Raw genomic sequence first — 25,011 nt, 5'->3', positions numbered from 1 at the left:
AATCGAGGACGTGAACACTCACCCGACCGATCTCGGCGTCACTTTGCGCGCCTGGCGCGACCGGATGTCACCGTCCGCGGCCGGGCTACCGGAACGGCATGCCCGCCGTGCCAAAGGGCTACGGCGGGAGGAACTCGCCGACCTGGCTGGCGTGTCCGTCGACTACATCGTGCGCCTCGAGCAGGGCCGGGCGACAACACCGTCTGCGCAAGTAGTCGCATCGCTTGGTCGAGCCCTGCAGTTGACGGATACAGAGCGAGACCATCTGTACAGATTGGCCGGGCATGTCCCTCCCGGCTCCGACGAGATCTCCGACCACATCCCGCCCGGCGTTCACCGCGTCCTGAACCGGCTCGGGGACACGGCGGTCGCGGTCTTTGCCGCGGATTGGCAACTGATCTGGTGGAACAGGGGCTGGGCGGCTCTCGTCGGCGATCCATCGTCAACTCCTCCGGCGCTCCGCAACTTCGCCCGCGACACCTTCCTCGCCGACGCCAACCCGGCGCTGGCGCAATGGCCCGTGACAATACTCGCCGGCGACACCGCGGAAGAGGCCATCGTGTCCGACTTACGCCGAGCCACCGGCCGCTTCCCGAACAACAGCCGACTGATCAAGCTGATCGACTCGCTCACTGCGGGTAGTGCGCGGTTCGCCGACCTCTGGGCCTCCGGCAAGGTTGGCGCACATCGGGAGTCACACAAGATCATCGAACATCCCCAGGTTGGGGCCATCACGGTGGACTGCGACGTCCTCACCGACGGTGATGCAGAGTTGAAGATCGTGATCCTCACCGCTGCAACGGATACCGAAGACGAAACCAAACTTCGGCTGGCGATGCTGTCGGGTGTCTCAGAAGTCGCTCATCGTTGATCCGCCGCGTGACCAATTAGAGGCAGCCGAGGAATAACTCCTGACTCCGTCTGCAAGATTGGCTGACTCCGACCGCACGTTTGCGGGTCGGGCGCCGTGATGGTTCGCCATTGCGCAGCGTCGCTGAACGCGGAACATGTTGTCCTGCAGCGAAACTCTGCCCCATGGTCAAGCGAGTTCAAAGGACAACGTTCTGCCCTCTATCCGTCGGTTGACATCCTCGACACCGCGCTGGGAAGATCTGTGAGGTAAGTCACTTCGATGGCGGAGTTCCTCAGAGTGCGACTCCGAGAGTTCTTGGATTTGCAGCAGCAGACCACGCCGGAGTTGGGAGCACCGTATGAACGGCGTATTCGATCTGGGAGGGACCGATGGTCTCGGTCCGGTCAATCGTCCGGACAGTGAACCGGTCTTCAGGGCCGAGTGGGAAAAGACGGTGTTCGCCATGTACCCGGCCTGCGTCGGCGCCGGGTACTTCGGTATCGACCAGTTTCGACACGGCACCGAGAAGATGGACCCGGCGACGTACCTCAGCTCGCCCTATTACCAACACTGGCTTTACTCCATCGAGGCCCACGTCATCGCGATAGGCGCTATCGAGCCGGACGAACTAGCTCGCCGCACCCGCCACTATCTCGACAACCCCGACGCCCCACTGCCTGAACACAGCCAACGCCAAGAGCTGGTCGACTTCGTTGATATCGCGGTATCCGCGGGCGCTTCCGCTGCTCGAAGAACCAAGAAGGAGCCTCGATTCACCGTCGGTGACAAGGTGCGCACGGCGCACGTCAGCCCGCTCGGACACACCCGGTTGGCGCGGTACATCCGAGGTAAACAGGCTGTGGTTGTCGCTCACCGCGGGTCGTTCATCTACCCCGATTCCGCAGGCAATGGGCTCGGCGATTCACCGGAGCACGTCTACACCATCAAGTTCACCAGTCATGAGTTGTGGGGCGAAGCTTTCGGCGATCCGAATGCGTCGGTGTGCTTCGACGTATGGGACCCGTATGTCGAATTGGTCGATGAAGAGAACGGAGCGACCGCATGAGTGCAGGTGCCTCAGGTCAGGAAGAAACGGCCGCCCGCGTCAAGGCCCTGGAGTCGATGCTCATCGAAAAGGGGGTGTTGACGAGCTCGATGGTCGACCGAATCGTCGACATCTATGAGAATCAGGTCGGGCCGCAGCTGGGAGCGAAGGTCGTCGCGAAAGCGTGGGTTGACAACGACTTTCGGCTGAGACTCCTCGACAACGCTGGCGAAGCCTGCAGAGAACTGGGCATTGGCGGCCTGCAAGGTGAAGACATGGTGGTCCTGGAGGACACCGACGAGGTGCACCATGCCATCGTGTGCACATTGTGCTCGTGCTACCCGTGGCCGGTGCTCGGGTTGCCACCCAACTGGTACAAAGACCCGCAGTATCGGGCCCGCATCGTGCGTGAGCCGCGCAAGGTCCTGGCCGACGACTTCGGATTCGCCATCGCCGACTCCGTCGAGATCCGTATCTGGGACTCGAGTTCGGAGATGCGTTACTGGGTGCTGCCGCAGCGACCCGCCGGTACCGACGGCTGGAGTGAAGAACAACTCGCTGCGCTGGTCACACGGGATTCGATGATCGGCGTCGGCCCGGTCACGGCCGCATCATGAACGACGTACCCACCACCGCACCAGATGCGGACCGCAGAGCGGTGGATGATCTGGTCCGCAGCCTACCCGGCGGGCGGCCCGGAGAAATGTCATTCGATCACCCCTGGGAGATCAGAGCTTTCGCGCTGGCGGTGGCGGCGCACACCGCAGGCGAGTTTGATTGGCAACTGTTCCAGGGCGCGCTCATCTACGCCATCAAGGACTGGGAGTCAACACGCTCCGTCACGTCCGATGAGTCGTGGTCGTACTACGAACACTGGGTGAGCGCACTGGAGGCAGTCATGGCCAGTAGTGGAGCCATCGACCGTGCCGCGCTGACGAATCGGACGGCAGAGGTTCTGGCTGCACCGCCGAACCGCAACCACCACAAAGCCATACTCGAACCAGTCGCGATTGATGACGCGATCAGTGCAGCGCCGAGCTGACTGTACCCGCAGGTCCACCGGCCCCTACTCGTCCCCGACCCACATCACGAACCCAAAACCTCCCTGACCCTGCTCAGCTGCTCCACGAACCGCTGCCGGTAGACCGCGGTGAACCGATGTAGGGGCTGATCGAGGATCGCGCGGGCTGTCTGATCTGAAACCTCGAGCAGCTCAGCTACTTCCGCTGCCGCAACCGACGGATCTGCGCTGTGCTGCACGATGTCGATGAGCTCGGAAGCATTGTCCATTGCCGCGAGATAGCCCACGAAACGGTCCCGGTCAGCCTGCAGCTGCCCGTGCGATTGCTCGGCGTAATCGGGTTCCATCACGGGCTCCGAGGGAAGGAAGCGCCGAGGGTCCACCGCGATGTTGAACTCGATCTGAGTGATCTCCATGAGGTGCGCGTCGCCGTCCGCGTGCTCGTAGACGCGCAGGCATGCTCCGGTGCGCTCATCAAGGGTGGCCTGCAATGGATTGGTCTTGCCGCGCGGTGGGTCGAGAAGGAATTCCCAGGCCGGACGGCCCGCCACCGTGGTCGAAACAGGATCGGCAGCGGGGGAGTGGTAGTTGCGCGGGTCGGCGAAGAGCCAATCGCCGGGATCTCCCAATAAGCGATACGGATGTACGTGCCGCCACTTGGCCGCAGCCGACAATGCCGAGCCGCCTGAAACAGGTTCGAGGCGGCCGCGACCACCCCGTATCCAGCACCGTGCTCCCTGCTGGATGTGTACTTCCCCGTGGTCGTCGCTGACGTGCCAGCGGTCGCCGGGCATGATCGTGAAACTGGCGGTGGCGGCGGTCACCTCACCGTCGACGGTGGTCACTGAGCGCAATTCGCCTACGGCACTGGTGAACCCGACGTCGGCGTACTTGGTCCGCAACTCATCCCACAGGCCGGCCCGGCGCCCACCAGGCTCGCCTGATCCCACGACTGTGGTGTGCATGAATACATATTGCCGAAAACAGCCGTGCTCACGTGGCGAGTTGGCCGATGGCGGAGACTACTGGACCGGACCGGGCCCCATCAGGCAGGCGGGGACGCCCGCTGCAACTCGATGAGCCCGGCGCGGGCCATCCTCGCGACGTCAGAACGGAACTGCGACAACTGCATTGCCGCCACCGCCTCGGCACCACGTTCGGAGACACCCAGCAGTTCGATGATCGCGGCTCGTGCGGCGAACCCGCTGTCGGCGCCGGCGATGGCCTCGAGGACGTCCCGTGGCCGATCCAGAGCTGCCACCGTCGCCGCCATCACCTCGAGGGTCTGCTCGTGTCGTTCGCGTGTGTCCCCGGGCCGGCCGCCCCGGCGTCCGCGGTCGCGGGACTCGGCCTCGACGACGGGTCCGGTCCAGACGAAGAGGTCAGCGGGCAGGTCGTCGTGCTCGCTGACGTTGTACACCTCGAACAGGTTGCCGCGTTCGGGATTGCCGACTCCCACGATGGTGCCGGTGATGTCGTCGAAGGTGATCTCAATCGAGTCGTCAGACCTCGACAGCAGAGTGGTTCTCCACGCAGTCCGGCCAGCTCTGTCGATGCGCACCGGAGGTGCGGCCACGCGCATGTTCTGACTCATCCGTCGCAGCAACGAGTCCCCGCCCAGCAGATCAACAGGGCTGAAGTGCGCTCCCAGGTTGACGACGCGGATGTCACCGCCGAGGCGCCGCATCTCGTCGTCGATGCGGACCAAGGGCTTCTCGCCTGCGTCCTGGATGTAGACGACATCGCCCTCGCGTTCGATCCGCCATTGATCATGAGGTCCGTGCCAGAAGTCGAACACGTGCCCGGGCGTCTCGTTGCCTTCTCTGGCGCGTGTCCGCATCGACCCGGACACGTACACGGTCTCGGCGGCCGCATTGCGACCGGCCAACTCCACCCACGACGGTGTGCTCATGCCTGCGACGGTAGTCAGTACGTCCGCCGTAGGTCAGACCGGTGGCGCGAACCCGCGTTCTGCCAGTGCATCCAGCACACGCTCAGAGCCACGGAACGGGTCACCGTCTCGCGGCCAGTGGATGATCACGTCGGTGAAGCCGAGTTCCCCGGCGCGGCCGACCATGTCATCAAACGTCGCCAGACTGGTCAGCGAGAACTGCGGCGATGCGTCGAGGTTCAGGTAGCGATCGAAGCCATCAGGGGAGCGACCGGCATCGTCCAACGCCTCGTCGAGGTGGTCGCACCCACGCTTGACTCCGTCGAACCACTCATCGAGCGTCTCGGCCTTCTGCCCGGTTGTCATCCAGGCATCACCGTGGCGGACGGCGAAGCGGATCGAACGGGGCCCGTTGCCGGCCAGGATGAACGGGACGCGGTGCCGGACCGAGCCGCCGACCAGACGCATGTCGCGAGCCTGGTAGTAGTCGCCGTCGGCCGAGACATGGTCGTCGGTGAGCAATCGGTCGAGCAAGAGGGTGAACTCTTGGAAGCGGTCGACCTTCTGGCGCGGTGTCATCGCCGGGGCGCCCTGCAGTCCGTCGTCAGGTGTACCTCCGGCGCCCAGCCCCAGCAACACGCGGTCGCCGGCGATGTCGAGCAAGGTCTCGACCTCACGCGAAAAAGACACGGGGTGACGGAAATTGGGCGACACCACAAACGAGCCGATCTTGATCGTGGAGGTCACCATGGCGAGAGCGGTCATCGTCGGAACACTGGAGAACCAACGAGCGTCGGGCAGTCCGCCCCACACCAGGTGGTCGAACACCCAGGCGTGGTCGAAGCCGATCTCTTCGGCTCGTTCCCATTTGGGCCGCGCGTCGTGCCACGAATGATCGGGCAGGATGGAGATTCCGTATCGCATGGGGTCACTGTAGCCGCGGGGGACGACACCACCGTGAAACCCAGTGCATCAACGGCATATTGAGAGTTATCCACAAATCGTGGGGTTATCCACAGATGAGTGTGGAGAAATCGCGCCTTCGAAAGTGGCTGGGGGAGCGAAGAATCAAGCTCAAAGCCAGTCGGTGTTCATTCAGGTGAATCAAGTTGCTAAACAACTGTTCTCACAACGGCCATAGAACGCACGAGAGTCCCGCCGCACGTGGCGACGAGACTCTCGGCTTGCAAAGAGGTTTAGCGGTTGTGCCTGGGAACGTGGCTTCCGTTGTCGCCGGGACCGTTCCCTGTCTGACGGGGGTCCAAATTGTGGCCCGGACCGTTTCCGGTGTGGCGGGGATCGAGGCCGTTGCCGGGGCCGTTTCCGGCCTGGCGGGGATCCATGCGGTTGCCGTTGTCGTGGCGGTTGTCATCGCGGCCGTTCCGGCCGACGTCGGGATCGAGCTTGTCGGCGCGCTGGAACTCGGCGTCGAGTTCTTGGCGCTTGCTGGCAGCCGTGCCCTGATGGGTGCTCGCTTCTGCGGCGAGGCGCTTGGCCTCAGCGGCCTTGGCGTCGGCCTCTGCCTGAGCCCGTCGGGCGTTGGCTGCGTGCTCTTCGGCGATGGCCTCACGCTTACGGACGCCGGCGACGCGCTCGGACGCCTGCTCCCGGATCTCTCCGGCTTGCACCCGACGGCTTTCCTTGCGCTTGCGTGCCAAGAACAGTGCGAGCGCTATGAGAGCCAGCACCACCACTACGGCTATGACGATCCAGACGACGGTATCCACGTTGACTCCTGACGAGACGATTTCCTCCCGGACTACCCAGGGATTTGTGGTCTCAAACACAAGAGTCCGCCGGTCAAGCTACGGCAAGCGGTCGATTTGTGATCTCGATACCGGAATGAGATCTGTGCAACCTCACCGGTCTGCAGGTCACAGGGTCGGGGTACAGCGAACAGCCTTGTCGGCGGCGATGTCTAGAGTGCGGCTATGAGCGACGACGACGGCTACCCGGATGGCTGCCCCACCCTGTCCCGCGACGGCCAGGTGATCGGCTTCTGCCCGTCGCCGAACGGCACCCATCTGCTGGTGTGGTGGCGTGCGGACAGCGAGATCATCGGTGGGTACGAAACCTACGAGGCAGGCGTCACCGCGGCACTACGCGCAATCGCCGCAGATGGTCTCGACCCGGACCCCGATGACGTGCGCGTGGAGGCCGCCAAACTGGAGGCCGATTTTGTGGGAACCGACTGGATGGGCCTCGGCTTCTGAAGTCGGGGCGTCAGCGAATCGACTCATAGAGCACGGGCCACGAGTCGTGCACGTCGTCGCGCCAGTAGTCCCAGGAGTGCGTTCCCTTGTCCTTGAAGTTGTAGGTGGCCGGGATTCCGAGCGCGTCGAGTCGGCTACGCAAGTTCTGGGTGCACTGATTCGTCGCAGCTTCGATCACCCCGCCGGCAGTCAATTGCGCCACCAGCTGGCTGGTCTCACCGTCGACGTTGGGGGCATCGAGGTTGTCGTGCTCACCGGGCAGTCCTGAGCCGGTGGAGATGTAGAGCGCGGTCCCACGCAGCCCCGCAGCGTGGACATAAGGATCGTTCGCCTGCCAGGCGGGGTCGTCCGGCTCACCCCACATGTTGACCGGGTTGCCGCCGAAGTTCGACACCGTGATGTAGACGTACGCGCGTCCGAGTGGATCGCTGGTCTGGGCGCAGCCGCTGAACGAGGCCACGCCTTCATAGAGGTCGGGTTTCTGGATGGACAGGGCCAGCACGGAGGTGGCGGACATCGAGACACCCACGATTGCGTTCTTGCCTGTGGTGTTCAGGGCCGAGTCGACGATGGGTGGGAGTTCCTCGGTGAGGAAGGTGGTCCACTTGTTGCGCCCGAGTTCGGGATCGTCGCGCTGCCAATCGGTGTAGTAGCTCGAGTCTCCGCCGAGGGTGGCGACCACGTTGACGTCTTTCGTCTTGTAGAACGACGCTGCATCGCCCCAACTGAGCAGGCCGTTCTCCTCGCCGGCTCCGCCGACCCCGTCGAGGACGTACACGGTCGGTCGCGGCTCGTCGCCGGGCGCGATCAGCAGCTTGAGGCCGACGTTCTTGTCCATCGCGGCTGAATACACCTCGGCGGTGGCCTCGCGTCCTTCCCCGCGCACGAGACTCACGAGATAGGAGCCGTCGGGCGCCGCGATCGCGCGGTCGAGGATGGGGTCGGCGGAGGACGTGGCTGCAGGCGCCATCGCCACCGCGAGTCCCGCGACTGCCACGGCGACGAGCAGACGGGAGTTCCGGCGGAACTGTGTGACGGGGTTTCTCATGGTGTCCCTAGTGACGTCGTGAGCATGAACATGTGGTGGGTCGAAGAGAGAGATTCAGCAGGGTGCGGGCATCGTGTCGGCATGGTCGGGGTCGAGAGCGGTGTGGATCAGCCACAAGGAGCGCGGGTGGGTGGTCAGCCCCATGTGGTCGACGGCCAATCCGGGGCACCCGTCCTGAACCCACACGTTGCGCACCGTGGCGTCGGGGCCGGCAGTCAGGAACGTCGACTCCGGCGGGGTGACGACCCTGTCGCCGCGCGTTGCCACGGCCACGTAATCCACCCCGGGCACGGTGTCGCCGCCGGCGTTCAGGTGCGTGAGGAAAGTAGACCCGGCCATCTGCTGGGCGTACGCGGGACCGACGGCCGCGGCGAGCACCTCGTCGGCGGGTAGTCCGGCAGCGTCGGTGTGCCTGTATATCTCGGAGTTGGAACCAAGGGGCAGGCCTGTGTTCGATTCGAAGGTCGATCCGTGGTTCGTGCCGCCGACGCTCACCACCGTGTGAATGGTGTTGCGCTCCACGAACTTGAGGTAATGGCGTGCAGTGAGTGCGCCCATCGAATGGGCGACCACGTCGACCTTGTCGGCAGCCGTCGCCGAACGCACCTTGCTGATGAACGCGGCGAGCACGTCCGCAGACTCCTCGATATCGCTTCCACCGGCGAGGTCGAGCAGGTTCTCATCGCTACCGGGCTGATGACGTCCGTAGTCGAGCGCGAACACGCAGAAGCCGGAGTCGGAGAGCCGCTTCGACAACGTCCGCCAGGTGGCGGCCATCCCTGACCCGTTGCCGTGGACCAGCACCACGGGTCGTTGATGTTCGGGTGCCGGTGTGCACGAGGTGAACTGGTTGACGCCAGGGAGAGCGGATTCATCGGCGGGCGCGGCGTACGCCGGGACAGGTACCGAAAACGCCAACATGAGTACCGGAACAGCTGCGGCCAGCGCGGCACCCAGACGTAGGTGACCCATTCGATACCCCTTGGCTTCCACCCGACCATCACGTCCGCATCCGCGCGATATACGAGAGGCTTACCACACCCTGCGGCCCGCGGCGCGGTGAAGACGTTGGTTCGCTGGGGGTTGAGGAGAAAGTGATCGTCAAGGGCACATCCCTGGGCAGATGGATAGTTTCTCTCACGATCTTTGTGACGGGTTGACAAGGCGCCGAATGAGATTCGTCCCGGTGCCGCGAGGCCATGATCTCGAGCCGTCGCGCGTTCCGCTGTGAGTACCCGTGTGGTCTGAGAGACTCGATCGCGTCGGAGGGTCTGTGCGGGCACCGCGTACGAAGAACCAGGAACGGGGGCCATCGTGACGGCTCAGGGCACCGATGCAATCCGAGAGCTGAACGCGGCGATGGCAGATCGGGTCCACGAACCTGGGACGGCCGGTTATCGCGACGCTCTGGGGCGGATCTTCTTTCCCGATGCAGCCCGACGTCATCCGCTGTGCGTGGTGCAGCCGACCTCCGTGGGCGAGGTGGCCGAGGCCGTCGCCATTGCCGAACGGTCAGGGAACACGGTCACTGTGCGAGGAGGCGGACTGAGTTCGAACTGCGTTGCCGATCAGTCGATCATGATCGATCTGTCGGCTCATATGAACGGTGCGCAAGCAGAGGGTGAGACGGTCACCGTCGGTGGGGGAGCGAGCGTGGGCACCATGCTCGATGCGCTCGCCCCGGGCCGCATCGTTCCGGTCGGAATCTCACAGCACGCCGGGTTCGGGTTGGTCACTCGCGGTGGGGTCGGCTACTACACCCGCAGCCTCGGGTTGACCCTTGACCATCTCGCCGCAGTGGAGTTGGTCCTGCCCTCCGGCGAGGTCGTGCAGTTGTCTGCCGGTAGTACCGGCCGCGACGCAGACCTGTGGTGGGCGGTTCGGGGGTGCGCGCCTCCTTTCGGCGTGGTCACCTCGGCCACCTTGAACACCCGTCGCGCGGGCCCGATGTGGGTGCACCGGAGTGTGGTGGGTCTCGACGCGCTCGCCACATACTTCCGCGTCGCACCAGAGGTGCCGCGGCACACGATGATGGGTGCGGTGCTGGGCTACACCGACCTGACGCCGGGAGAACCGATGATGCTGCTGTTCACCACGTGCGCGAGTGATGACGCCGCCGACATCGATGAATCGCGCAGGGCGGCAACGGCTGTCATGGATGCGTCGAAACAGGTGCACTACCGTTCAGAGATGTCGGGCCGCTACCTCTCGGGCCTGCCCGAATACACCCCGCCTGGTGCGGGCGGTGCAGAACCGTCGCCGCTCCTGCTGCCCGAACCCACCGACGCCAGGGGCTCGTTCTTCGGGAAGGCCGTATTCACCGGCCCCTCGCTCGATGCGTCGGTCGCGGACGCGCTCGCCACCCAGATCGCTGCCGCACCTACGCCCGCCTGCCGCATCGATTTCCAGCAGACCGGTGGCGCCCTGGCCGATGTGGGTGACACCGATACGGCGTTCTGGGGACGGTCAGCCGAATGGAACATCCCGCTCAACGCGATCTGGTCAGATCCGTCTGACGAACAACCATGTCTGTCCTGGGCGAGTGACACGCTGGCCGCCTTGTCCGGGCACACCACCGGTGTCTACAGCGTGGAAGTCCGTCCCGGTTTCGCCGAGACGGAAGCGGAGACCGACGCCGCGTTCGGGGGCAACCTCGAGCGACTACGTGGGCTGCGAGACCAGATCGACCCCACCGGAGTCTTCGGCACCTACCCGCTGTGATCGCCGTCGACCCCGCTGTGATGGCCATCGACCCCGCTGTGATGGCCATCGACCCCGCTGTGATGGCCATCGACCCCGCTGTGATGGCCATCGACGAGGTGCGGCGTCGGCCCGTCATGTCCGCTTGCCATACTTGTCGAGCCACATCGGCATCCGAAGGGAGCTCACAATCAACAGGTTTCTGGCGCCCGCGCTGATCTTTTTTGGCGTCGCGGCCGTGACCGCTGCCATTGCCGTCCCGGTCTGGTTGGTCCCCCAGCTCAAGGTGGTGCCGCTTGATCTCGACATCACCACCGTGGCGGTGTCGCAACCGGCCGGAATCACCGACGACGACGAGCTGCCGGCACGGGTATTCGACCGCTGCTCGGTGTCCGGTCCGCGCGCCGAGGTGTTCGACGCGCACCTCACGCAGCAGCGCCGCACCGTGGTCATCGAACCGTCCGACAGCGACCAGGTGACCGTGCAGTCCGGCCAGACCGTGCGGATCGACCGCATCCGCGACGGTGACGAGATCGTGGAGCCGAGTGTTGCCGCTGTCGACAGCGCGCGCACGTGCTCCGACGGTGTGCTCACCGGCAACATCGACGTCGTCTCACTCAGCCGCGAGACGAGCAAGCCGAACGGCGAGATCCACCGCCTGCACACGGTGCAGGCGCCGGCCGGAGTCCGAACCATCGAGGACGAGAGCAACTTCGTGGACGCGCCGCGAGAGGGCTTCCAGTACAAGTTCGGCTTTGATGTCGAGAAGTCGGAGTACCCGTACTACGACGTCAACACCCGCCAGGACGTCCCGGCCAAGTTCGTCGGTGAGACGAAGATCAACGGACTCACCGCGTACGAGTTCGTGAGCGAGGTGCCCGAGATCGATCAGGTGCAGCTCGAGACCCCCAGCGGCGAACCCGCACCGGGCACGTCACTCGAGATGCCCGCGAGCTGGTGGGGCATCGAAGGTGTGCCTGCCGACGAGAAGATCGTGATGGACCGCTTCGCGACCGCCACACGGCATGTGTGGGTGGAACCGAAGACCGGAACCGTCTTGCGTGGACTCGAAGAGCAGCACCAGTACTTCAAGTCGCCGGGTTGGGAAGATCCGGGTCTTGCCCAGCCCATCCGCGACTTCCGGATGGACGTGTTCAAGGCGACGATGGCCTGGGATTCGGCGACCGAAGACCGGCAGTCGGACAAAGCCTCCGGCTATGTCGATCAGCTCCGGTGGGGTGGTGTCATCATCCCGGCGATCGTGGGAACGATCGGTGGCATCTCGCTGATCGCGGGCATCGTGCTGCTGCTCCGCCGTCGTTCTGACAGGCCCACGGGTCGTCAGGACCTCGCCGGCTGAGCAAGGGTTTCAACACGAATCAGGGCGACGCGCATAGTGCGCGTCGCCCTGATGTGTCATGTGCCGGTGATCAGACCGCGGTCACCGGCGCGGTGATCACGCGCTGGCGTTCTCCCGCCGCGGCAACTTCCAGCCCGGACGCACGAAGTGACACGTGTACCCATTCGGAATGCGCTGCAGGTAGTCCTGGTGCTCGGGCTCGGCCTCCCAGAACGGACCCGCTGGAACCACCTCGGTGACGACCTTGCCTGGCCACAGGCCCGACGCGTCGACATCGGCGATGGTGTCGAGAGCGACGCGCTTCTGCTCGTCGTCGGTGTAGAAGATCGCCGAGCGGTAGCTCATCCCGATGTCGTTGCCCTGCCGGTTCTTGGTCGACGGGTCGTGGATCTGGAAAAAGAACTCGAGCAGATCCCGGTAACTCGTCTGTTCGGGGTCGAACTCGATCTCGATGGCCTCGGCGTGGGTGCCGTGGTTGCGGTACGTCGCGTTGGGGACGTCGCCGCCGGTGTAGCCCACGCGAGTGGAGATGACGCCCGGCTGCCTACGAACCAGTTCCTGGACGCCCCAGAAACATCCGCCCGCCAGTATCGCCTTTTCGGTCATCGTGTGGCCTCCTTGCTGTTGAACAGATGTAGGTACTCGCCGTAGCCGGCGCTTTCCATCTCGGCGACCGGGATGAAGCGCAGTGCGGCCGAGTTGATGCAGTAACGCAGACCACCTTCGTCGATCGGTCCGTCGTTGAAGACGTGCCCCAGGTGGCTGTCGCCATGGGTGGACCGGACTTCGGTGCGCACCATGCCATGGGTGCTGTCGGTCTTCTCGACCACGTTTGCCGGTTCGATCGGTGTGGTGAAGCTGGGCCATCCGCAGCCGCTGTCGAACTTCTTCGTCGACGTGAACAGGGGCTCGCCGGACACGATGTCGACGTACAGTCCGGCCTCGTGGTTGTCCCAGAATTCGTTGCGGAAGGCCGGCTCGGTGGCTGACTTCTGGGTGACGGCGAACTGCGCCGGGTTCAACCGGGCGACGGCGTCGGGGTCTTTGCGATATTCATGCGACACGTTGTCCTCCTTGGGGGATTCGTCTCCGCTGGCTGCGGGACGGAGGTGTCACTCGGGTATGACAACACCAAGTGTGTCCCGGGTGTTCCTCCGACGCCAGTGGCGAACCGGCGGTCTTCGGTTGTTACCTAGGCTAGCGATTGCGTACCCCTGAGTGCTCGTGTGCATGTGACCGGTGTGGACTGAGGGCATCGCGGTGACGGCGGGTCCCTCGGTGGATCGCAGATGAGCGAGTACAGCGAAGGAGGAACGGTGCGCGCCTGGGTGGTCTGGTCGGTGGGACTGCTGGCGTACGTCGTCGCCGTTCTGGACCGGACAACTCTGGGTGTTTCCGGCCTCGACGCCGCCGACCGGTTCTCGGCGAGCCCTAGCGTGCTCTCCACCTTCGTGGTGTTGCAGGTGATCGTCTACGCGAGCATGCAGATCCCGGCCGGTCTGCTGCTCGATCGGTACGGCAGCCGGGCGCTGATCGTGACGGGTGCGCTGATCATGGCCGTCGGCCAGATGACGCTGGCCCTCACCGAGGCCCTTCCCGCAGCCATCATCGCCCGCGCCTTGGTCGGGGCGGGCGACGCCTTCACCTTCATCTCGGTTCTGCGGCTGGTGCCGCGGTGGTTCACGCCCAAGCGGGTACCGCTGGTGACACAATTGACCGGCATCCTCGGCCAACTCGGACAGGTGCTGTCGGCGGTCCCGTTCCTTGCCCTGCTGAACGGGCCGGGCTGGACGGCCGCGTACTCCTCGGCTGTCGCGCTCGGCCTTCTCACCGCCGTGCTGGCCCTGGCTTTTGTGCGCGACGCGCCCCCCGGCACCGACACCACCACCGAGTCGGTATCGGTGAGGGAGACACTGCGCAGCATCAAGACGGTCTGGTCGCGCCCGGGAACCAGGCTCGGGTTCTTCAGCCATATGGGCACCCAGTTCTCCATCACCGTCTTCGCGTTGATGTGGGGTATCCCGTATCTGACAACGGGACAAAACCTCTCGGCGGGTGCAGCGGGCGCACTGCTCAGCGCTTCGGTGGTGTCGATCATCGGTGCCGGCATCATCATCGGCCTGCTCACCGGTCGATTCCCGGCTCGACGCTCCTGGCTTGTGCTGGGAATCATGGGTAGCAATGCGGCCATCTGGACTGTGGTGCTGGCATTGCCGGCACCCGCACCCACGTGGCTCTTGGTGATTCTCGTGGTGGTCATCTCGGTGGGCGGGCCGGGATCGGTGGTCGGTTTCGACTTCGCGCGTACCTTCAATCCCAGTAAGAGCCTCGGGACCGCACAGGGCATGGTCAACATGGGTGGCTTCCTGGTGTCGCTGATCGTGATGCAGGTGATGGGCATCATCATCGGGGCGATGGGCGGCTACTCGTTCGACTCGTTCCGGGTGGCGTGGACGGTGCAATACGCCGTCTGGCTGATCGCCACCGTCGGTATCTTGAGCACTCGACGAAAGGCCGTTCGCGAGATGGAACGCGAAAAACGCGCGCAGCTAGAGGAGATTTAGTCGGCGGTTTCGGCCAGTGCGCAACGATCTGCGTGCGCCCATCTACGTTGGGGTCACGACACCGACCGAACATGCTCACTTGGTGAGTCAACGAGAAGGGCCGATGATGACCCGAAACAACCGCCCAGGCGGCCTGCACAGCGTGCCTACCAACGTGCACCGGCAGGGCGTTGCGGCTGTCATCGATGCGCTGCCGATCGGTGCAATTGTTCTGTCACAGGACGGGCTCCTACAACTCGCCAATGACGTGGCAAGCAGCTTGTTCGAGCTCGATGAACGCCAGGTCGACGATATGTCCTTTCCGGCCGGGTTCGGGATATCGTTCCACGACTCCCAGGGGGAACTCGTTGAGTCGCAGACCCTTTCAAACAGCCGAGCCGATCATGACGAGAAAATAGACACTGCAACAGTTTCTTTCGACACCCTCGACGGTCAGAAGGTGTGGCTCGAATTGTCCCGAGCTGACCTACGGATCGACGATCCCGAATACTCGGTGTTGTTGTCTTTCCGCGACATCACGGAACTTCATCTCTCGCGGAAACGTCTGTTCGCCGGTGACGTGAACGATCAGCTGACAGGACTTCCCAGGTTGCCCGCCGTCCTCGAGCACCTCGCCTCGCTGCTCCAGCGTCCGGCCGACGATATCGGCCGCAGCAACGTTGTGATGGTCATCAATTTCGACAAGCTGAGAGAGCTAAACGCCTCGTTGGGCCACCTCCGCGGCGACGAGGCCCTCGCCGAGACCGCTCAACGCCTACGCGACTGCCTTCCCCGCCCCCATCTGCTGGGCAGGGTCGTTGGGGCGGAGTTCATCGCAGTCCTCCAAGGGGTGGATCAGGACTTCGTAGACGACATCTCCGATTCCATCCACCTGGCGTTGACCGAACCGGTGGTCGTCGAGAAGACTGCCGTCCGATTGCGAGCCAGTGTGGGACTCACCCACATATCACCACACGACGAACGCAGCCCAGAGGAAATCGTCAGCTCCGCTGACACCGCAATGTACGTCGCCCGCAACAAGGGTGGCGGCCACACCGTTGACTTCGGCTCCCTGCAAATACGAGACGTCCTAGAGGACTGATCCTTCCACCGTGGAGCTCGGCGGCGGAGGTTACGTCAGTGACCGGCTGTTCGATAAGTCGGTGGAAAGCGGAACCCCATCGCCGCAACCAGGGCGGTGACGCAGACAATCCCGATGTACGGCACCTGTGCCGAGTCTCCAGCAGCCAGAACAAGGGCGACGATGAAGAGCAGCAGCCCGACCACCGCACTGACGTAGGCACTGAACACCACTCGAAACCGTATGACGTCCGGCGCCCTCCGCTCATTGCCACCGGATGCTCTGAGGAATAGCGCGCCAGTGCCAACGATGATCAGCGCCACGATCGCCCCAGCCGGCACCGCCATCATTGCCCCGACGACGGCGCCCACGATCGTCGTCGAAGTGACTGCGCCAACGTAGCCACCGGCGACGGTTGCCAAACAGAGGGAAGAGAGCCACACCGTGCGAAGCCAGTTGGCGGACAGTTGCTGCTTGTCGGTGAGGCCTGAGGCGGGGTGAGTCTCCGACGCCACGTCGGGTGTGTGCCGGGTGCGCCACGCCCTTCTGGTCGTCCATGCGGCCCCTAGCACCGTGAGCACCCATACGGTCAGCAGAAGCCAATCCCACGGGGATCCGTCAGACGCTGCAGTTGCGATGAAAGCTGGACCACCCAAAGCGACCATGACGACGAGGAACATCGTGGTCAGCAATCGATCGCTGGTCACATCCCCCTGGCTCCCCATTCTGCGATCGTTGCACATGTAACAGAGTCTTTGTCTGGCTCATTGCTGCGGCTGTGGTCACCGCCATCCAGAACGTCCGGCCGATGTCTCGCGAGCAGTCAGATGATCAGCCAAGCAGCAATATGCGTTCGTAGTCGAAGTCCGACGTCTCAGCGAAGCACATCAGCCAGAACCGGCTCGCTCAACCCGTACACGCGTGCCGCGGTTCCTGCGAAGATCGCCCGCCGGTCGGACTCGGAACACTGAGCTGTCAAACGTTGATACGCGTTGCACACATGTGCGAAGGGGCCGGATCCGTCAGTGGGGAGGTTGCTTTCGAACATGGTTCGGTCCGCCCCGAAAAGTTCGACCGTTCTCTCCACGTATGGCCGCCACTCCTTGGCAAGGGTTGCGGAACTCGCGGGCGGATCAGCACAGAACGTTGCGGACCCAGACATGAAGGAGCCGAGCCCGCCCATCTTGACGGTGACGTTGTCGCACAACGCGATCGCCGTCATGTCCGAATCCCATCGGGGACGCTCCTCCTCCATTCGACCGGCGTGACGACCGACGCCCAGTGGGTGGCCCAAATGATTCAAGACGATCGATGTCTCCGGGAAGTCGTGAGCCAAATCAAGCACGTCTGACAATTGAGGGGCCAGTACAAACGCGTCGAAGGTCAGGCCGAGTGGCGCAAGATGAGCAAATCCTCGCCGGAATGCGGGATGTGAGTACAACCCCGGACCATGCTCGAAGACGCCCGCCAGGATCGACGGGTCTTCATCCCAGAGTGCCTCCTGGCGAACGCCTTTGAACCTCCTGGGCGCCGCATTCACGTGCGCCTCCAACGTGGCCGACGTTGTGGGGGATCTGAGGTCGATGGTGCCGACGATGCCCTCCGCCACCCGAATGCCGCGATACTTTCCACTGGCTCCCATGGCGCCCTGGCCATTGTGGAACTCGGTTTGTCCGACAACTCGAAGGTGATCGGGGCCGTCCGCGCGGTACATCGATTGCGACTCCACCACAACGGATGCCACTACATTGTGGCCCTCGGATACACGGTCGACGTAGTCCTCGATCAAGAAGCGTGGTCGACGCATGACCCGTTCGACGAGCGCACTGGGGTGGTCATAGAGGTGGTGATGTGCATCGATGATCGGAATATGGGGATCGACCGGAGCTTCTGTCTTCACGGGCAAGAGGCCTCTCGAACGGTCGGCAACCGGACGCCGTGACTACTTGTCTTCATCGTCCCAGTTTCGTGGGGCGACGTACCCGGTCTGACCGGCTTCCGTGCCCAACGCGAGGATCGGACCATCCATATCCTCCTGCCAGACAAGCGATTCCATGCCGATGTGCAGAGGGTGATCCTGCACGGTGTATGCGCTCACGCCGGTCTCGCTCGGGTAGTGCGCGTGTTCGCGCCAAGACGGTGCCGAGAGCAGGAGGTCGCCCGGCTCCCAGTCGATTCGCCGGCCGTCGACGACGGAATATCCCGTGCCCCTGAAGTGATAGTTGATGGCCACCGAACTGTGTCTGTGCCCCCGGCCCTCGGCACGAGGCGTATGCCCAGGGGGGATCTGGGACAGCGTGACAAAGAAGCTGCTCGTCGCTCCTTGTTTCCGCTGCGTGGACGGGTTGTACAGAGCCATGATCGTCCGCTCGCCGTCCCCGGGTCGCTTCGACATGAGTTCGGACATCGCCTGGTGAGGCCAGTGCAGCGGGCGATCGGGAACAGGCTCGATATCAACGAGGAACTCGTACCCTCTCAGCCGGGCTCCCTCAGGAGACACGACGTGATCCGGGGCAACAACGCTGTTGGTCGTGGCAGGTTCCTCCATATCTACTGGGCCATCAACAGGTTTGGTTGGACGCCACTCGTCGGCCACCGGTTCGGCGTAGAGCGTGCCGAGCTGAGCGAGTAGTGGAGAGTTCGAGTAGGCCAGTCGAACCCATGTGTCTTCACCAGAGTTGAAGAACTGGTACGGCTTCATCGACGGAATGGTGCAGACATCATTAACGGCCATGTCGAAATCGGCCTGGTCAGCGTTGACTCGCCCACCGCCGCGGATACAAATATGGACCTGAGTGCAATTGCGCCGGAGGCGCTGCGTGGACTCGCCGGGGAGCAGAACTTCCACAGTGACGTCGATGCCCGGTGCAAACCCGCGACAGGTCGACTCTGGGTGGATCAGCAGGGTGGCCCGCCGACCGTCGGACGGCCGTGGGCCTGCCTCCAGCCGAGAGACTATCAACTCTATGTCTTTGCGCGACACCTTGATCGGGGCCCAGGGAGTGGGGACTGCCTCGCCCGGCGCGCTGGCATCGGACAGATGAACGCCCGAGTCCAAGGTAGTGTCGCGGTTGTTAGATGCTGTAACCGTCATTGGCCGGCCTCCGTGGTGGTGAACGTCACTTTTGTTGTCTCCCTGGACGTTAGGCGCAAGCCAGGCATATCGCTAAGACGTATTGGTGCATCGACACATAAGTTGGGCCTTATCTCGTGAGTGAGCTGCCATACGCTTAATTTGATTGCTGCATGCGGATATTCGTATTGGGCCGGTTGCCCATGGTGCCGATAGCGTGACCTGCACCACATGTGCGAGCGAACAGGCTCAGCGCCGTTGGTTCCAAACGTCCAGCAGTCGACATCGAGGTACAAACATGCAGCCAACCGTTCCGGTGCACCCGGATAAGTCCACCGTCCAGATAGCAGCCCGCTCCGACGACGCGGCCCCGGAGAGGAAGAGGTCGTTGGTCGGCGTGTCTCTGGGGAACGCGCTTGAGGGCTACGACTGGGCGGTCTATGCGGTATTCGCACCGTTCTTCGCCACTCAGGTGTTCAACCCGGCCGACCCGACGTCTGCATTGCTCTCTACGTTCGTGGTGTTCGGCGCGGGGTTTCTGGTGCGCCCTTTCGGAGGCGTGTTGTTCGGCTGGTGGGCCGACAAGTACGGCAGGCGGTCGTCCCTGCTGGCGGCAATCGGGTTCGCGACAGTCGGCATGCTCTTGATCGCTTCGGTGCCGACATACGACGTCGCGGGAATCGGTGCCGGGGCGGTGCTGCTCGTCGCACGACTTCTTCAAGGACTCGCTCATACCGGCGAAGTTGCCTCGGCCTACACGTACGTCGCTGAAGTCGCACCCGCCCGGCGGCGCGGCCTATGGTCGTCTGCCATCTACGTGTCACTCACCGGAGCAATCATCGCTGCGACTTTGATTGCCGCGCTGCTCAACTCCACTCTTCCCTCCGACGCGATGACGTCGTGGGGTTGGCGGGTCCCATTTGTCATCGGGTTCACCTTGGGAGTCGTCACGCTCATACTGCGTCGTCGTATGCCGGAGTCACACGCGTTCGCTGAGATGGTCGAAAATTCGCCCGCCGTGAAGCCGAGCGTATTGAGGAGTCTTTGGAGGCACCGTTCATCCGGAATCCGCGTATTCCTGATCATGGCGTCGTTGTCAGCGCTCTATTACGCGTGGGGGGTTGCAGGTACAACGTGGGCAATAAAGGCCCTGGGCATCGACGCGACGCAGGCGCTCTGGGCCGGCGTCGCGGCGCTGACAGTGAGCATGATTGCGTTCCCCTTCGCCGGCGCGCTGTCCGACCGAATCGGCAGGCGGGGTAACTTCTTCGTCTTCGGTATCGGCGTCGGCGTGCTGGCGTACCCGATGGACTTTCTGGCCCATCAGGGTGCTGTCGGGTTCGCGACGGCTATGACGGTCATGCTCTTGCTCTTCACGCTGGCCGGGTCGATCTTGCCCGCGGTCCTCTCTGAGCTGTTTCCCACCGATGTGCGCGCGACAGGTATTGCGATCCCCTACGCGCTGTCCGCTGTTGTCTTCGCCGGCACAACACCCTATCTGCAACAATGGCTCGCCGAGCACAACCATCCCGAGGTGTTCCCGGTCTACTTGTCGATTGCTGCAGTCGTCGGTGCCGTCGTCATGTACTTCACCCCTGAAACCAAGGGCACATCAATCATGGCGACTGAAGAATCCCGATCATGAAATCACAGAATGCGAAGGTCAGAGTTGATCAAGAGCCGTTCGATGTCACCGATACTGTTGCTGCACAGACCGATTCACCAACTGTCGCCGAATACCCGCTATGTCGGCCTGCGCATTCAGCCCGATTGCTGCGACCACTTGGTCGCGGCGGGTGTAGGTGAACAGGTGCCCACCACCACGAGTCGCCGTTCGCGCGACGGCTGCGCCGCTCACGTCGTCGTCGCCGACAAGCTGCACACGGGAGTCGAATTGGTCAGACCAGACGTAAGGAACAACCGAGGCGACCGAGATCGGCTCTCCGGCAACGATGTTGTTCGCGACCACCACCGCTTGCTCGCGGGCGCTGGTCCAGTTCTCGAGACGCATGTACCGGCCATAGCGCGGGTTGAGCCAACCTGCGACATCGCCAACGGCGTACATCTTCTTGTGACCGACAATCCGCATGGCATGGTCGCAAACCACACCACGAGACGAGGGGAACTCGGTTCCGATCAGTTCCGGGTATCGAGGTCGGGCACCCACTCCCGCCACAACCAGGTCGGTGGTGAGTTCCCGGTCATCTGACAGGCGAAGCCGGACCGAGCCGTCGACCGGAAGTACTTCTGCAACTGTAGTTTGAACGCACACGTCGACGCCGTGTCTGCGGTGGAGATCAGCAACCAGTTGCGCAGGCCCGGCCGGCAGCGCCCGCGAGGCAAGGTGGGTAGAGCCCTCGATCACCGTGACGCTCATTCCGAGCGCACGCGCTGTGGAGGCTACTTCCAGTCCGATGAAGCCGCCACCGATGACAGCCACCGTGTGGGCACGGCTCAACGCCTGCTTGAGCCGGTTCGCCTCGTCGAACGTACGGAGATAGTGCGGGTGCACTGCGTCGAGCGCGTCGAGCCTCCGCGCATCAGAACCGGTGGCTATGACGATATGGGTGGCAGTGAGCGCCCGGCCGTCTGACAGTAGAGCGATGCCGGCTCGCAAATCGATGCTTGCCACTTCGACACCCAGCATGAGGTCCACGTCTAGGTCCGAATCCAGTAGTGACGTAGGGACGTCACCGGTTCTGAGCGCTTCCTTGGACAGCGGCGGTTTGTCGTACGGATCTCGATCTTCGCGGTCCAGCAACAGTATTCGACCACTGAACTCACGGGCTCTGAGCGCCTGTGCGACTCTGACCCCGGCCACGGACGCGCCGACTATGAGAACGTCGGCGTCATGTTCGGTATCAGGTGGGCCAGAGCGATGCTGTTCAGTGTTCATGGATACGAAGCGCTCTGGCCGGGCAGTCGGCGACAGCTTCCCGCACCTCGTCCAGGTCTGCGGCGGTCGGTCGCCCGGGTAGAACGGTAGCGATGTTGTTGTTGTCGAGATCGAATACCTCAGGGGCTGCGACGAGGCAGTTTCCGTACCCGTTGCAGGCTGCTGTGTCGATGTCTATTCGGACAGTCATGGTGTCTCCTTCGTGAAGCGGATCGGGAGGTGGGTAGGGCCGTAGTGCGTGCCGGCCTCCAGAGAACTGAATGTGGCTTCGCCGTCGAGCACGAATGCAGGGTGAGTGCAGAGCTGCTCGAGGACGATGCGAAGCTCGAGGCGAGCGAGTGACGCACCGACGCACTGGTGAATGCCCCATCCGAAGGCCAGATGGCCACGCGTCGATCGGTTTACGTCGAAAGCGTCTGGATTCTCGAAATGCCGCGGGTCTCGATTGGCGGCTGCATTGAGTAGGAGGACCCACTCTCCGCGTGGAATCGTTGTGCCCGCGATATCGGCGTCGCGGGTTGTACGACGAGCGAATGCTTGCGCAGGAGTGCGCAAGCGCAACATCTCCTCGACGTACCCGGGTGCGAGCGAGGTATCCGCGCGGAGCCGACTCTGTTCGCCTTGGTGTGTCGCCAGGAGGTACAACAGTGAGCCCACCGAGTTCATGGTTGTTTCATGGCCGGCGACGGCCAGAGACAGCAGGACTGACACGACTTCGTCCTCGCGAATCGCACGGTCGTCAATCTGCGCTCGCAGCAGCCAGCTGAGGTAATCGTCCGGACGGGTCCGCTGATGTCGACGGATCTCATTCGTCAGCACCTCGGTGAGCGCCGCGCGCCCCCGTAGCTGCCCTTCGGCTGTCCCGTCGGCCCACAACGCCACAGTGAGTTCTCTGAAAGTTGCAACGGTCGAGGCCGAGAAGCCGACGATCTCGGTCAGGACGGTGAGCGGCAATGGCAGAGCCAACTCGGTCACAGCATCGCCACCGCCCCGCTCGACGAACGTGCTGACGAGCTCGCTGATCGTCTGCTGTAGAAAGGGTTCCAGTTCTCGAACGCGGCGAGGGGAGACAGCCTGCACCAGGAGATCGCGGTACGGGCCGTGAGCAGGGGGATCGAAATCGATGGGAATGGTGCCCATTGCATCCACGTACGGAATGCGGTGCCCGTGCGCCGAGGAGAATGTTTCATGGTCGCGTAGAGCACTTTTGACGTCGGCATGGTGACTGACGGTCCAGAAGCCGCCATGTGCACCCGAATGGACCACCGACTCTCGTTCGAGTAGGTCAGCGTAGGCAGTCCACAGTCTGTGCTCATCCCAGTCCCGCCGCAAGTGATCGAAATCGGTTGTGCCATTGCCGGTTGTCTGCTCGCGGTGTGCTACCGGGCACACTTTCGGCGGCGGTGCGTCACTCATCAATCCTCGTTTTCGGTGGTTGTTCAATGCTCGGGGTCATCGGTCTCGAAGCAGGCGACGAAGGATCTTGCCGGAAGCGGATTTTGGAATTTGATCGAGGAATACGACCTCACGCACCTTCTTGTACGGAGAGACTCGCGACGCGACGTAATCGATGATGTGGGGTGCGTCCACGGTGGAGCCGGATCGGCGAACGACGTAGGCGCGAGGGGCCTCGTCGCCACCCTCGCCGAGGGGCACACCGACCACAGCTGCGTCGGCGACATCAGGGTGATCTAGGAGAAGGCCTTCCAGCTCTGCCGGTGCCACCTGGTAGCCCTTGTACTTGATGAGTTCTTTGAGCCGGTCCACCACCGTGACGGTCCCTGCCGCGTCGACGGTCGCCAGATCGCCGGTGTGCAGGAAACCGTCGGCATCGATCGCGTCGGCGGTCGCTTCGGCATTTCCGAGGTATCCAGCCATGACGTTCGGTCCAGCACAGCACAGTTCTCCAGGGGCACTGGTTCCGCTGTGGGGCATGGAGATCGCCTCGCCACCCACTGGGTCGACGATCTTGCAGGTCATATTGGGAACGGTGAAACCGACCGAATTTGGTGCCACCGACGGCCCGGACAGCGGTGCAACATGGCTGACCGGACTCATCTCGCTCATCCCGTACGCCTGGCGCACCTGGCACGAGAGTCGGTCGGCGACGGCCTGTGCCAGCCCCGCATCCAAGGGCGCGGCTCCGGAGACGAGAAGTGTCAGCGCAGAGAGGTCGTAGCGCTCTACTGCGGCCGACTTCACCAAGGTCACGACCACCGGTGGGGCGACGAATAGGTGTGTTGCGCGTTCTCGCTCCATCGTGGAGAGCAGATCCTCGACCTCGAACCGGGGGACGATGACAATTTTGGCGCGGCGCCTGAGCGCGAGGTGAAGAACTACCGTCATGCCGTAGACATGTGAAAACGGCAACAACGCGACCACGGAGGCTTGCTCGTCAATGCCCAGTAGGCCATCGAGCTGGCATACATTCGCCACCAGATTTCGGTGGGTGAGCATGACGCCCTTTGCTGCGCCAGTGGTCCCGGATGAGTAGGGGAGAACAGCCAATTGTGTTGTCGGATCCACGATCGGACGCGCGGGCTCTTCTGCAGGCGTCGCGGACTCCGCTGATGCGACCACATCTGGCAGCAGCCGGACGTCTGACTCCGGCATGCCCGACTCGGAGGCCGCAGAGTGAGCGACGCCTTCACACGATTCCGCGACGACGAAAAGTGTTGCCCGCGAATCACGCAGCTGTTTGACGACCTCGCCTACGGTCGCCAACACATTGATCGTGGTGACCGCGGCTCCGATGCTGAGTGCGGCGAGAAATGCTGTCACCCAATCAGATGAGTTGGGTCCCATCAAAGCGACTACATCACCGGTGTCAACGTCTCGTGACAATCGAGCACCGGTCTGTCCGATCGCGGACTCCAGTTCGCCATACGTCAGCGCTGGGCCGGATCGGTCGACGACTGCTATCCGGCCGCGGTCTTCATCCGTCAGCTCACCGAGGAGGAACTCGGTCAACGAGAGGTCGGGTATGACGACATCGGCGTGCGGACTGCCAAAGACGGCCGGCCCCTGCGTGTTTTCGGGAATTGTCTCGACTTCTGTCATGGTCATCTTTCACGTGAGCGTGCAGGAGTGTGTTCTGTGGTGTCCTGCGTCACGGTAGGTTCCCTCATCGGAATAATGCCAAGATGACTATTGCGATCACGCAATCAGTTTTCCGTTATGTAGTCCGGCCGCCCTCATAAGTCATCTGTGATGCGCCTATCGACAAACTCGATGTTGTCTTATTTCAGCGACGCTCTAACGTGATCAGTGTCACTTATCCAGTGCCG

25 protein-coding genes are annotated in these 25,011 nt (G+C 63.2%); 10 read left to right on the top strand and 15 right to left on the bottom strand.

Annotation, left to right across the window (positions count from 1 at the left end):
• Window positions 1-10 precede the first annotated feature (10 nt).
• The 4 genes from KXR83_RS01595 (at window position 11) to KXR83_RS01580 (ending at window position 2,940) form a co-directional block, all read left to right on the top strand.
• Window positions 11-871, top strand: coding sequence for a helix-turn-helix transcriptional regulator (locus tag KXR83_RS01595; RefSeq protein ID WP_437423292.1), 861 nt, complete (start codon window positions 11-13; stop codon window positions 869-871).
• A gap of 340 nt (window positions 872-1,211) precedes the next feature.
• Window positions 1,212-1,919 (top strand): nitrile hydratase subunit beta, encoded by a 708-nt coding sequence (nthB, locus tag KXR83_RS01590; protein ID WP_437423291.1) that lies wholly within the window; start codon window positions 1,212-1,214, stop codon window positions 1,917-1,919.
• Window positions 1,916-2,515, top strand: coding sequence for a nitrile hydratase subunit alpha (gene nthA / locus KXR83_RS01585; RefSeq protein ID WP_437423290.1), 600 nt, complete (start codon window positions 1,916-1,918; stop codon window positions 2,513-2,515). The genes nthB and nthA overlap by 4 nt, the downstream gene beginning before the upstream one ends.
• Window positions 2,512-2,940 (top strand): nitrile hydratase accessory protein, encoded by a 429-nt coding sequence (locus KXR83_RS01580; RefSeq protein WP_437423289.1) that lies wholly within the window; start codon window positions 2,512-2,514, stop codon window positions 2,938-2,940. The genes nthA and KXR83_RS01580 overlap by 4 nt, the downstream gene beginning before the upstream one ends.
• Window positions 2,941-2,984: 44 nt before the next feature.
• On the opposite strand, the gene KXR83_RS01575 is transcribed toward KXR83_RS01580, so the two are convergent.
• The 4 genes from KXR83_RS01575 to KXR83_RS01560 all read right to left on the bottom strand — a co-directional run bounded on the left by KXR83_RS01575 (window position 2,985) and on the right by KXR83_RS01560 (window position 6,537).
• The gene (locus KXR83_RS01575) at window positions 2,985-3,884 is read right to left on the bottom strand and encodes a hypothetical protein (protein WP_437423288.1); all 900 of its coding nucleotides are present in this window, start codon (window positions 3,882-3,884) and stop codon (window positions 2,985-2,987) included.
• A gap of 80 nt (window positions 3,885-3,964) precedes the next feature.
• Complete coding sequence (locus KXR83_RS01570; RefSeq protein ID WP_437423287.1) at window positions 3,965-4,831, bottom strand: hypothetical protein; 867 nt, start codon at window positions 4,829-4,831, stop codon at window positions 3,965-3,967.
• A gap of 33 nt (window positions 4,832-4,864) precedes the next feature.
• The gene (locus KXR83_RS01565; protein WP_437423286.1) at window positions 4,865-5,734 is read right to left on the bottom strand and encodes an LLM class flavin-dependent oxidoreductase; all 870 of its coding nucleotides are present in this window, start codon (window positions 5,732-5,734) and stop codon (window positions 4,865-4,867) included.
• A 272-nt stretch (window positions 5,735-6,006) separates the two neighbouring features.
• A complete protein-coding gene (locus KXR83_RS01560; RefSeq protein ID WP_062796170.1) occupies window positions 6,007-6,537 on the bottom strand; it encodes a hypothetical protein in 531 nt (176 codons plus the stop codon).
• Between the two features lie 204 nt (window positions 6,538-6,741).
• Between KXR83_RS01560 and KXR83_RS01555 the strand changes: the two genes are divergently transcribed.
• Complete coding sequence (locus KXR83_RS01555) at window positions 6,742-7,023, top strand: hypothetical protein (protein WP_437423285.1); 282 nt, start codon at window positions 6,742-6,744, stop codon at window positions 7,021-7,023.
• A 10-nt stretch (window positions 7,024-7,033) separates the two neighbouring features.
• Here the strand turns inward: KXR83_RS01555 and KXR83_RS01550 are convergent, their stop codons facing one another.
• Both KXR83_RS01550 and KXR83_RS01545 read right to left on the bottom strand, forming a co-directional pair.
• Window positions 7,034-8,071 carry an alpha/beta hydrolase gene (locus tag KXR83_RS01550; protein WP_437423284.1) on the bottom strand — a complete coding sequence of 346 codons (1,038 nt, stop codon included), beginning with the start codon at window positions 8,069-8,071 and terminating at the stop codon, window positions 7,034-7,036.
• A 54-nt stretch (window positions 8,072-8,125) separates the two neighbouring features.
• Window positions 8,126-9,043 (bottom strand): esterase/lipase family protein, encoded by a 918-nt coding sequence (locus KXR83_RS01545; RefSeq protein WP_437423283.1) that lies wholly within the window; start codon window positions 9,041-9,043, stop codon window positions 8,126-8,128.
• A gap of 342 nt (window positions 9,044-9,385) precedes the next feature.
• On the opposite strand from KXR83_RS01545, the gene KXR83_RS01540 reads away from it, so the two are divergent.
• Window positions 9,386-10,792 carry an FAD-binding oxidoreductase gene (locus KXR83_RS01540; RefSeq protein ID WP_437423282.1) on the top strand — a complete coding sequence of 469 codons (1,407 nt, stop codon included), beginning with the start codon at window positions 9,386-9,388 and terminating at the stop codon, window positions 10,790-10,792.
• Entirely contained in the window at window positions 10,737-12,131 is a 1,395-nt protein-coding gene (locus KXR83_RS01535) for a DUF3068 domain-containing protein (protein WP_437423281.1), read from the top strand. Before KXR83_RS01540 ends, KXR83_RS01535 begins: the two co-directional genes overlap by 56 nt.
• 96 nt (window positions 12,132-12,227) lie before the next feature.
• Here KXR83_RS01535 and msrA read toward each other — a convergent pair whose 3' ends face one another.
• Entirely contained in the window at window positions 12,228-12,737 is a 510-nt protein-coding gene (msrA, locus tag KXR83_RS01530) for a peptide-methionine (S)-S-oxide reductase MsrA (RefSeq protein WP_030166721.1), read from the bottom strand.
• Complete coding sequence (gene msrB, locus KXR83_RS01525) at window positions 12,734-13,195, bottom strand: peptide-methionine (R)-S-oxide reductase MsrB (RefSeq protein ID WP_023958441.1); 462 nt, start codon at window positions 13,193-13,195, stop codon at window positions 12,734-12,736. The genes msrA and msrB overlap by 4 nt, the downstream gene beginning before the upstream one ends.
• A 252-nt stretch (window positions 13,196-13,447) precedes the next feature.
• Between msrB and KXR83_RS01520 the strand changes: the two genes are divergently transcribed.
• Complete coding sequence (locus KXR83_RS01520) at window positions 13,448-14,695, top strand: MFS transporter (protein WP_437423590.1); 1,248 nt, start codon at window positions 13,448-13,450, stop codon at window positions 14,693-14,695.
• 103 nt (window positions 14,696-14,798) lie between these two features.
• Window positions 14,799-15,776, top strand: a complete 978-nt coding sequence (locus tag KXR83_RS01515; protein WP_437423280.1) for a diguanylate cyclase domain-containing protein — start codon at window positions 14,799-14,801, stop codon at window positions 15,774-15,776.
• Between the two features lie 35 nt (window positions 15,777-15,811).
• Here the strand turns inward: KXR83_RS01515 and KXR83_RS01510 are convergent, their stop codons facing one another.
• From KXR83_RS01510 to KXR83_RS01500, 3 genes are all read right to left on the bottom strand, one after another.
• Entirely contained in the window at window positions 15,812-16,480 is a 669-nt protein-coding gene (locus KXR83_RS01510) for a hypothetical protein (RefSeq protein ID WP_437423279.1), read from the bottom strand.
• A 149-nt stretch (window positions 16,481-16,629) separates the two neighbouring features.
• On the bottom strand, window positions 16,630-17,655 hold the full coding sequence (locus tag KXR83_RS01505; protein ID WP_437423278.1) for an amidohydrolase family protein: 1,026 nt from the start codon (window positions 17,653-17,655) through the stop codon (window positions 16,630-16,632).
• A 42-nt stretch (window positions 17,656-17,697) separates the two neighbouring features.
• A complete protein-coding gene (locus KXR83_RS01500; protein WP_437423277.1) occupies window positions 17,698-18,849 on the bottom strand; it encodes a hypothetical protein in 1,152 nt (383 codons plus the stop codon).
• Window positions 18,850-19,126: 277 nt separating this feature from the next.
• Between KXR83_RS01500 and KXR83_RS01495 the strand changes: the two genes are divergently transcribed.
• The gene (locus KXR83_RS01495; protein WP_437423276.1) at window positions 19,127-20,473 is read left to right on the top strand and encodes an MFS transporter; all 1,347 of its coding nucleotides are present in this window, start codon (window positions 19,127-19,129) and stop codon (window positions 20,471-20,473) included.
• A 45-nt stretch (window positions 20,474-20,518) separates the two neighbouring features.
• Here the strand turns inward: KXR83_RS01495 and KXR83_RS01490 are convergent, their stop codons facing one another.
• Genes KXR83_RS01490 through KXR83_RS01475 form a run of 4 tightly spaced genes read right to left on the bottom strand, consistent with a single transcriptional unit; the run spans window position 20,519 to window position 24,784 of the window.
• Entirely contained in the window at window positions 20,519-21,724 is a 1,206-nt protein-coding gene (locus tag KXR83_RS01490) for an NAD(P)/FAD-dependent oxidoreductase (RefSeq protein WP_437423275.1), read from the bottom strand.
• Window positions 21,714-21,914, bottom strand: coding sequence for a ferredoxin (locus tag KXR83_RS01485; RefSeq protein WP_437423274.1), 201 nt, complete (start codon window positions 21,912-21,914; stop codon window positions 21,714-21,716). Before KXR83_RS01485 ends, KXR83_RS01490 begins: the two co-directional genes overlap by 11 nt.
• On the bottom strand, window positions 21,911-23,140 hold the full coding sequence (locus KXR83_RS01480; protein WP_437423273.1) for a cytochrome P450: 1,230 nt from the start codon (window positions 23,138-23,140) through the stop codon (window positions 21,911-21,913). Before KXR83_RS01480 ends, KXR83_RS01485 begins: the two co-directional genes overlap by 4 nt.
• Before the next feature lie 36 nt (window positions 23,141-23,176).
• Window positions 23,177-24,784, bottom strand: a complete 1,608-nt coding sequence (locus KXR83_RS01475; RefSeq protein ID WP_437423272.1) for an AMP-binding protein — start codon at window positions 24,782-24,784, stop codon at window positions 23,177-23,179.
• Window positions 24,785-25,011 lie beyond the last annotated feature (227 nt).

This window comes from Williamsia muralis (assembly GCF_051487485.1).
Taxonomy (GTDB): Bacteria; Actinomycetota; Actinomycetes; order Mycobacteriales; family Mycobacteriaceae; genus Williamsia; species Williamsia muralis_B.
Note: the sequence above shows the minus strand (reverse complement) of the source record. Positions and strands in the feature narration are given on the sequence as shown.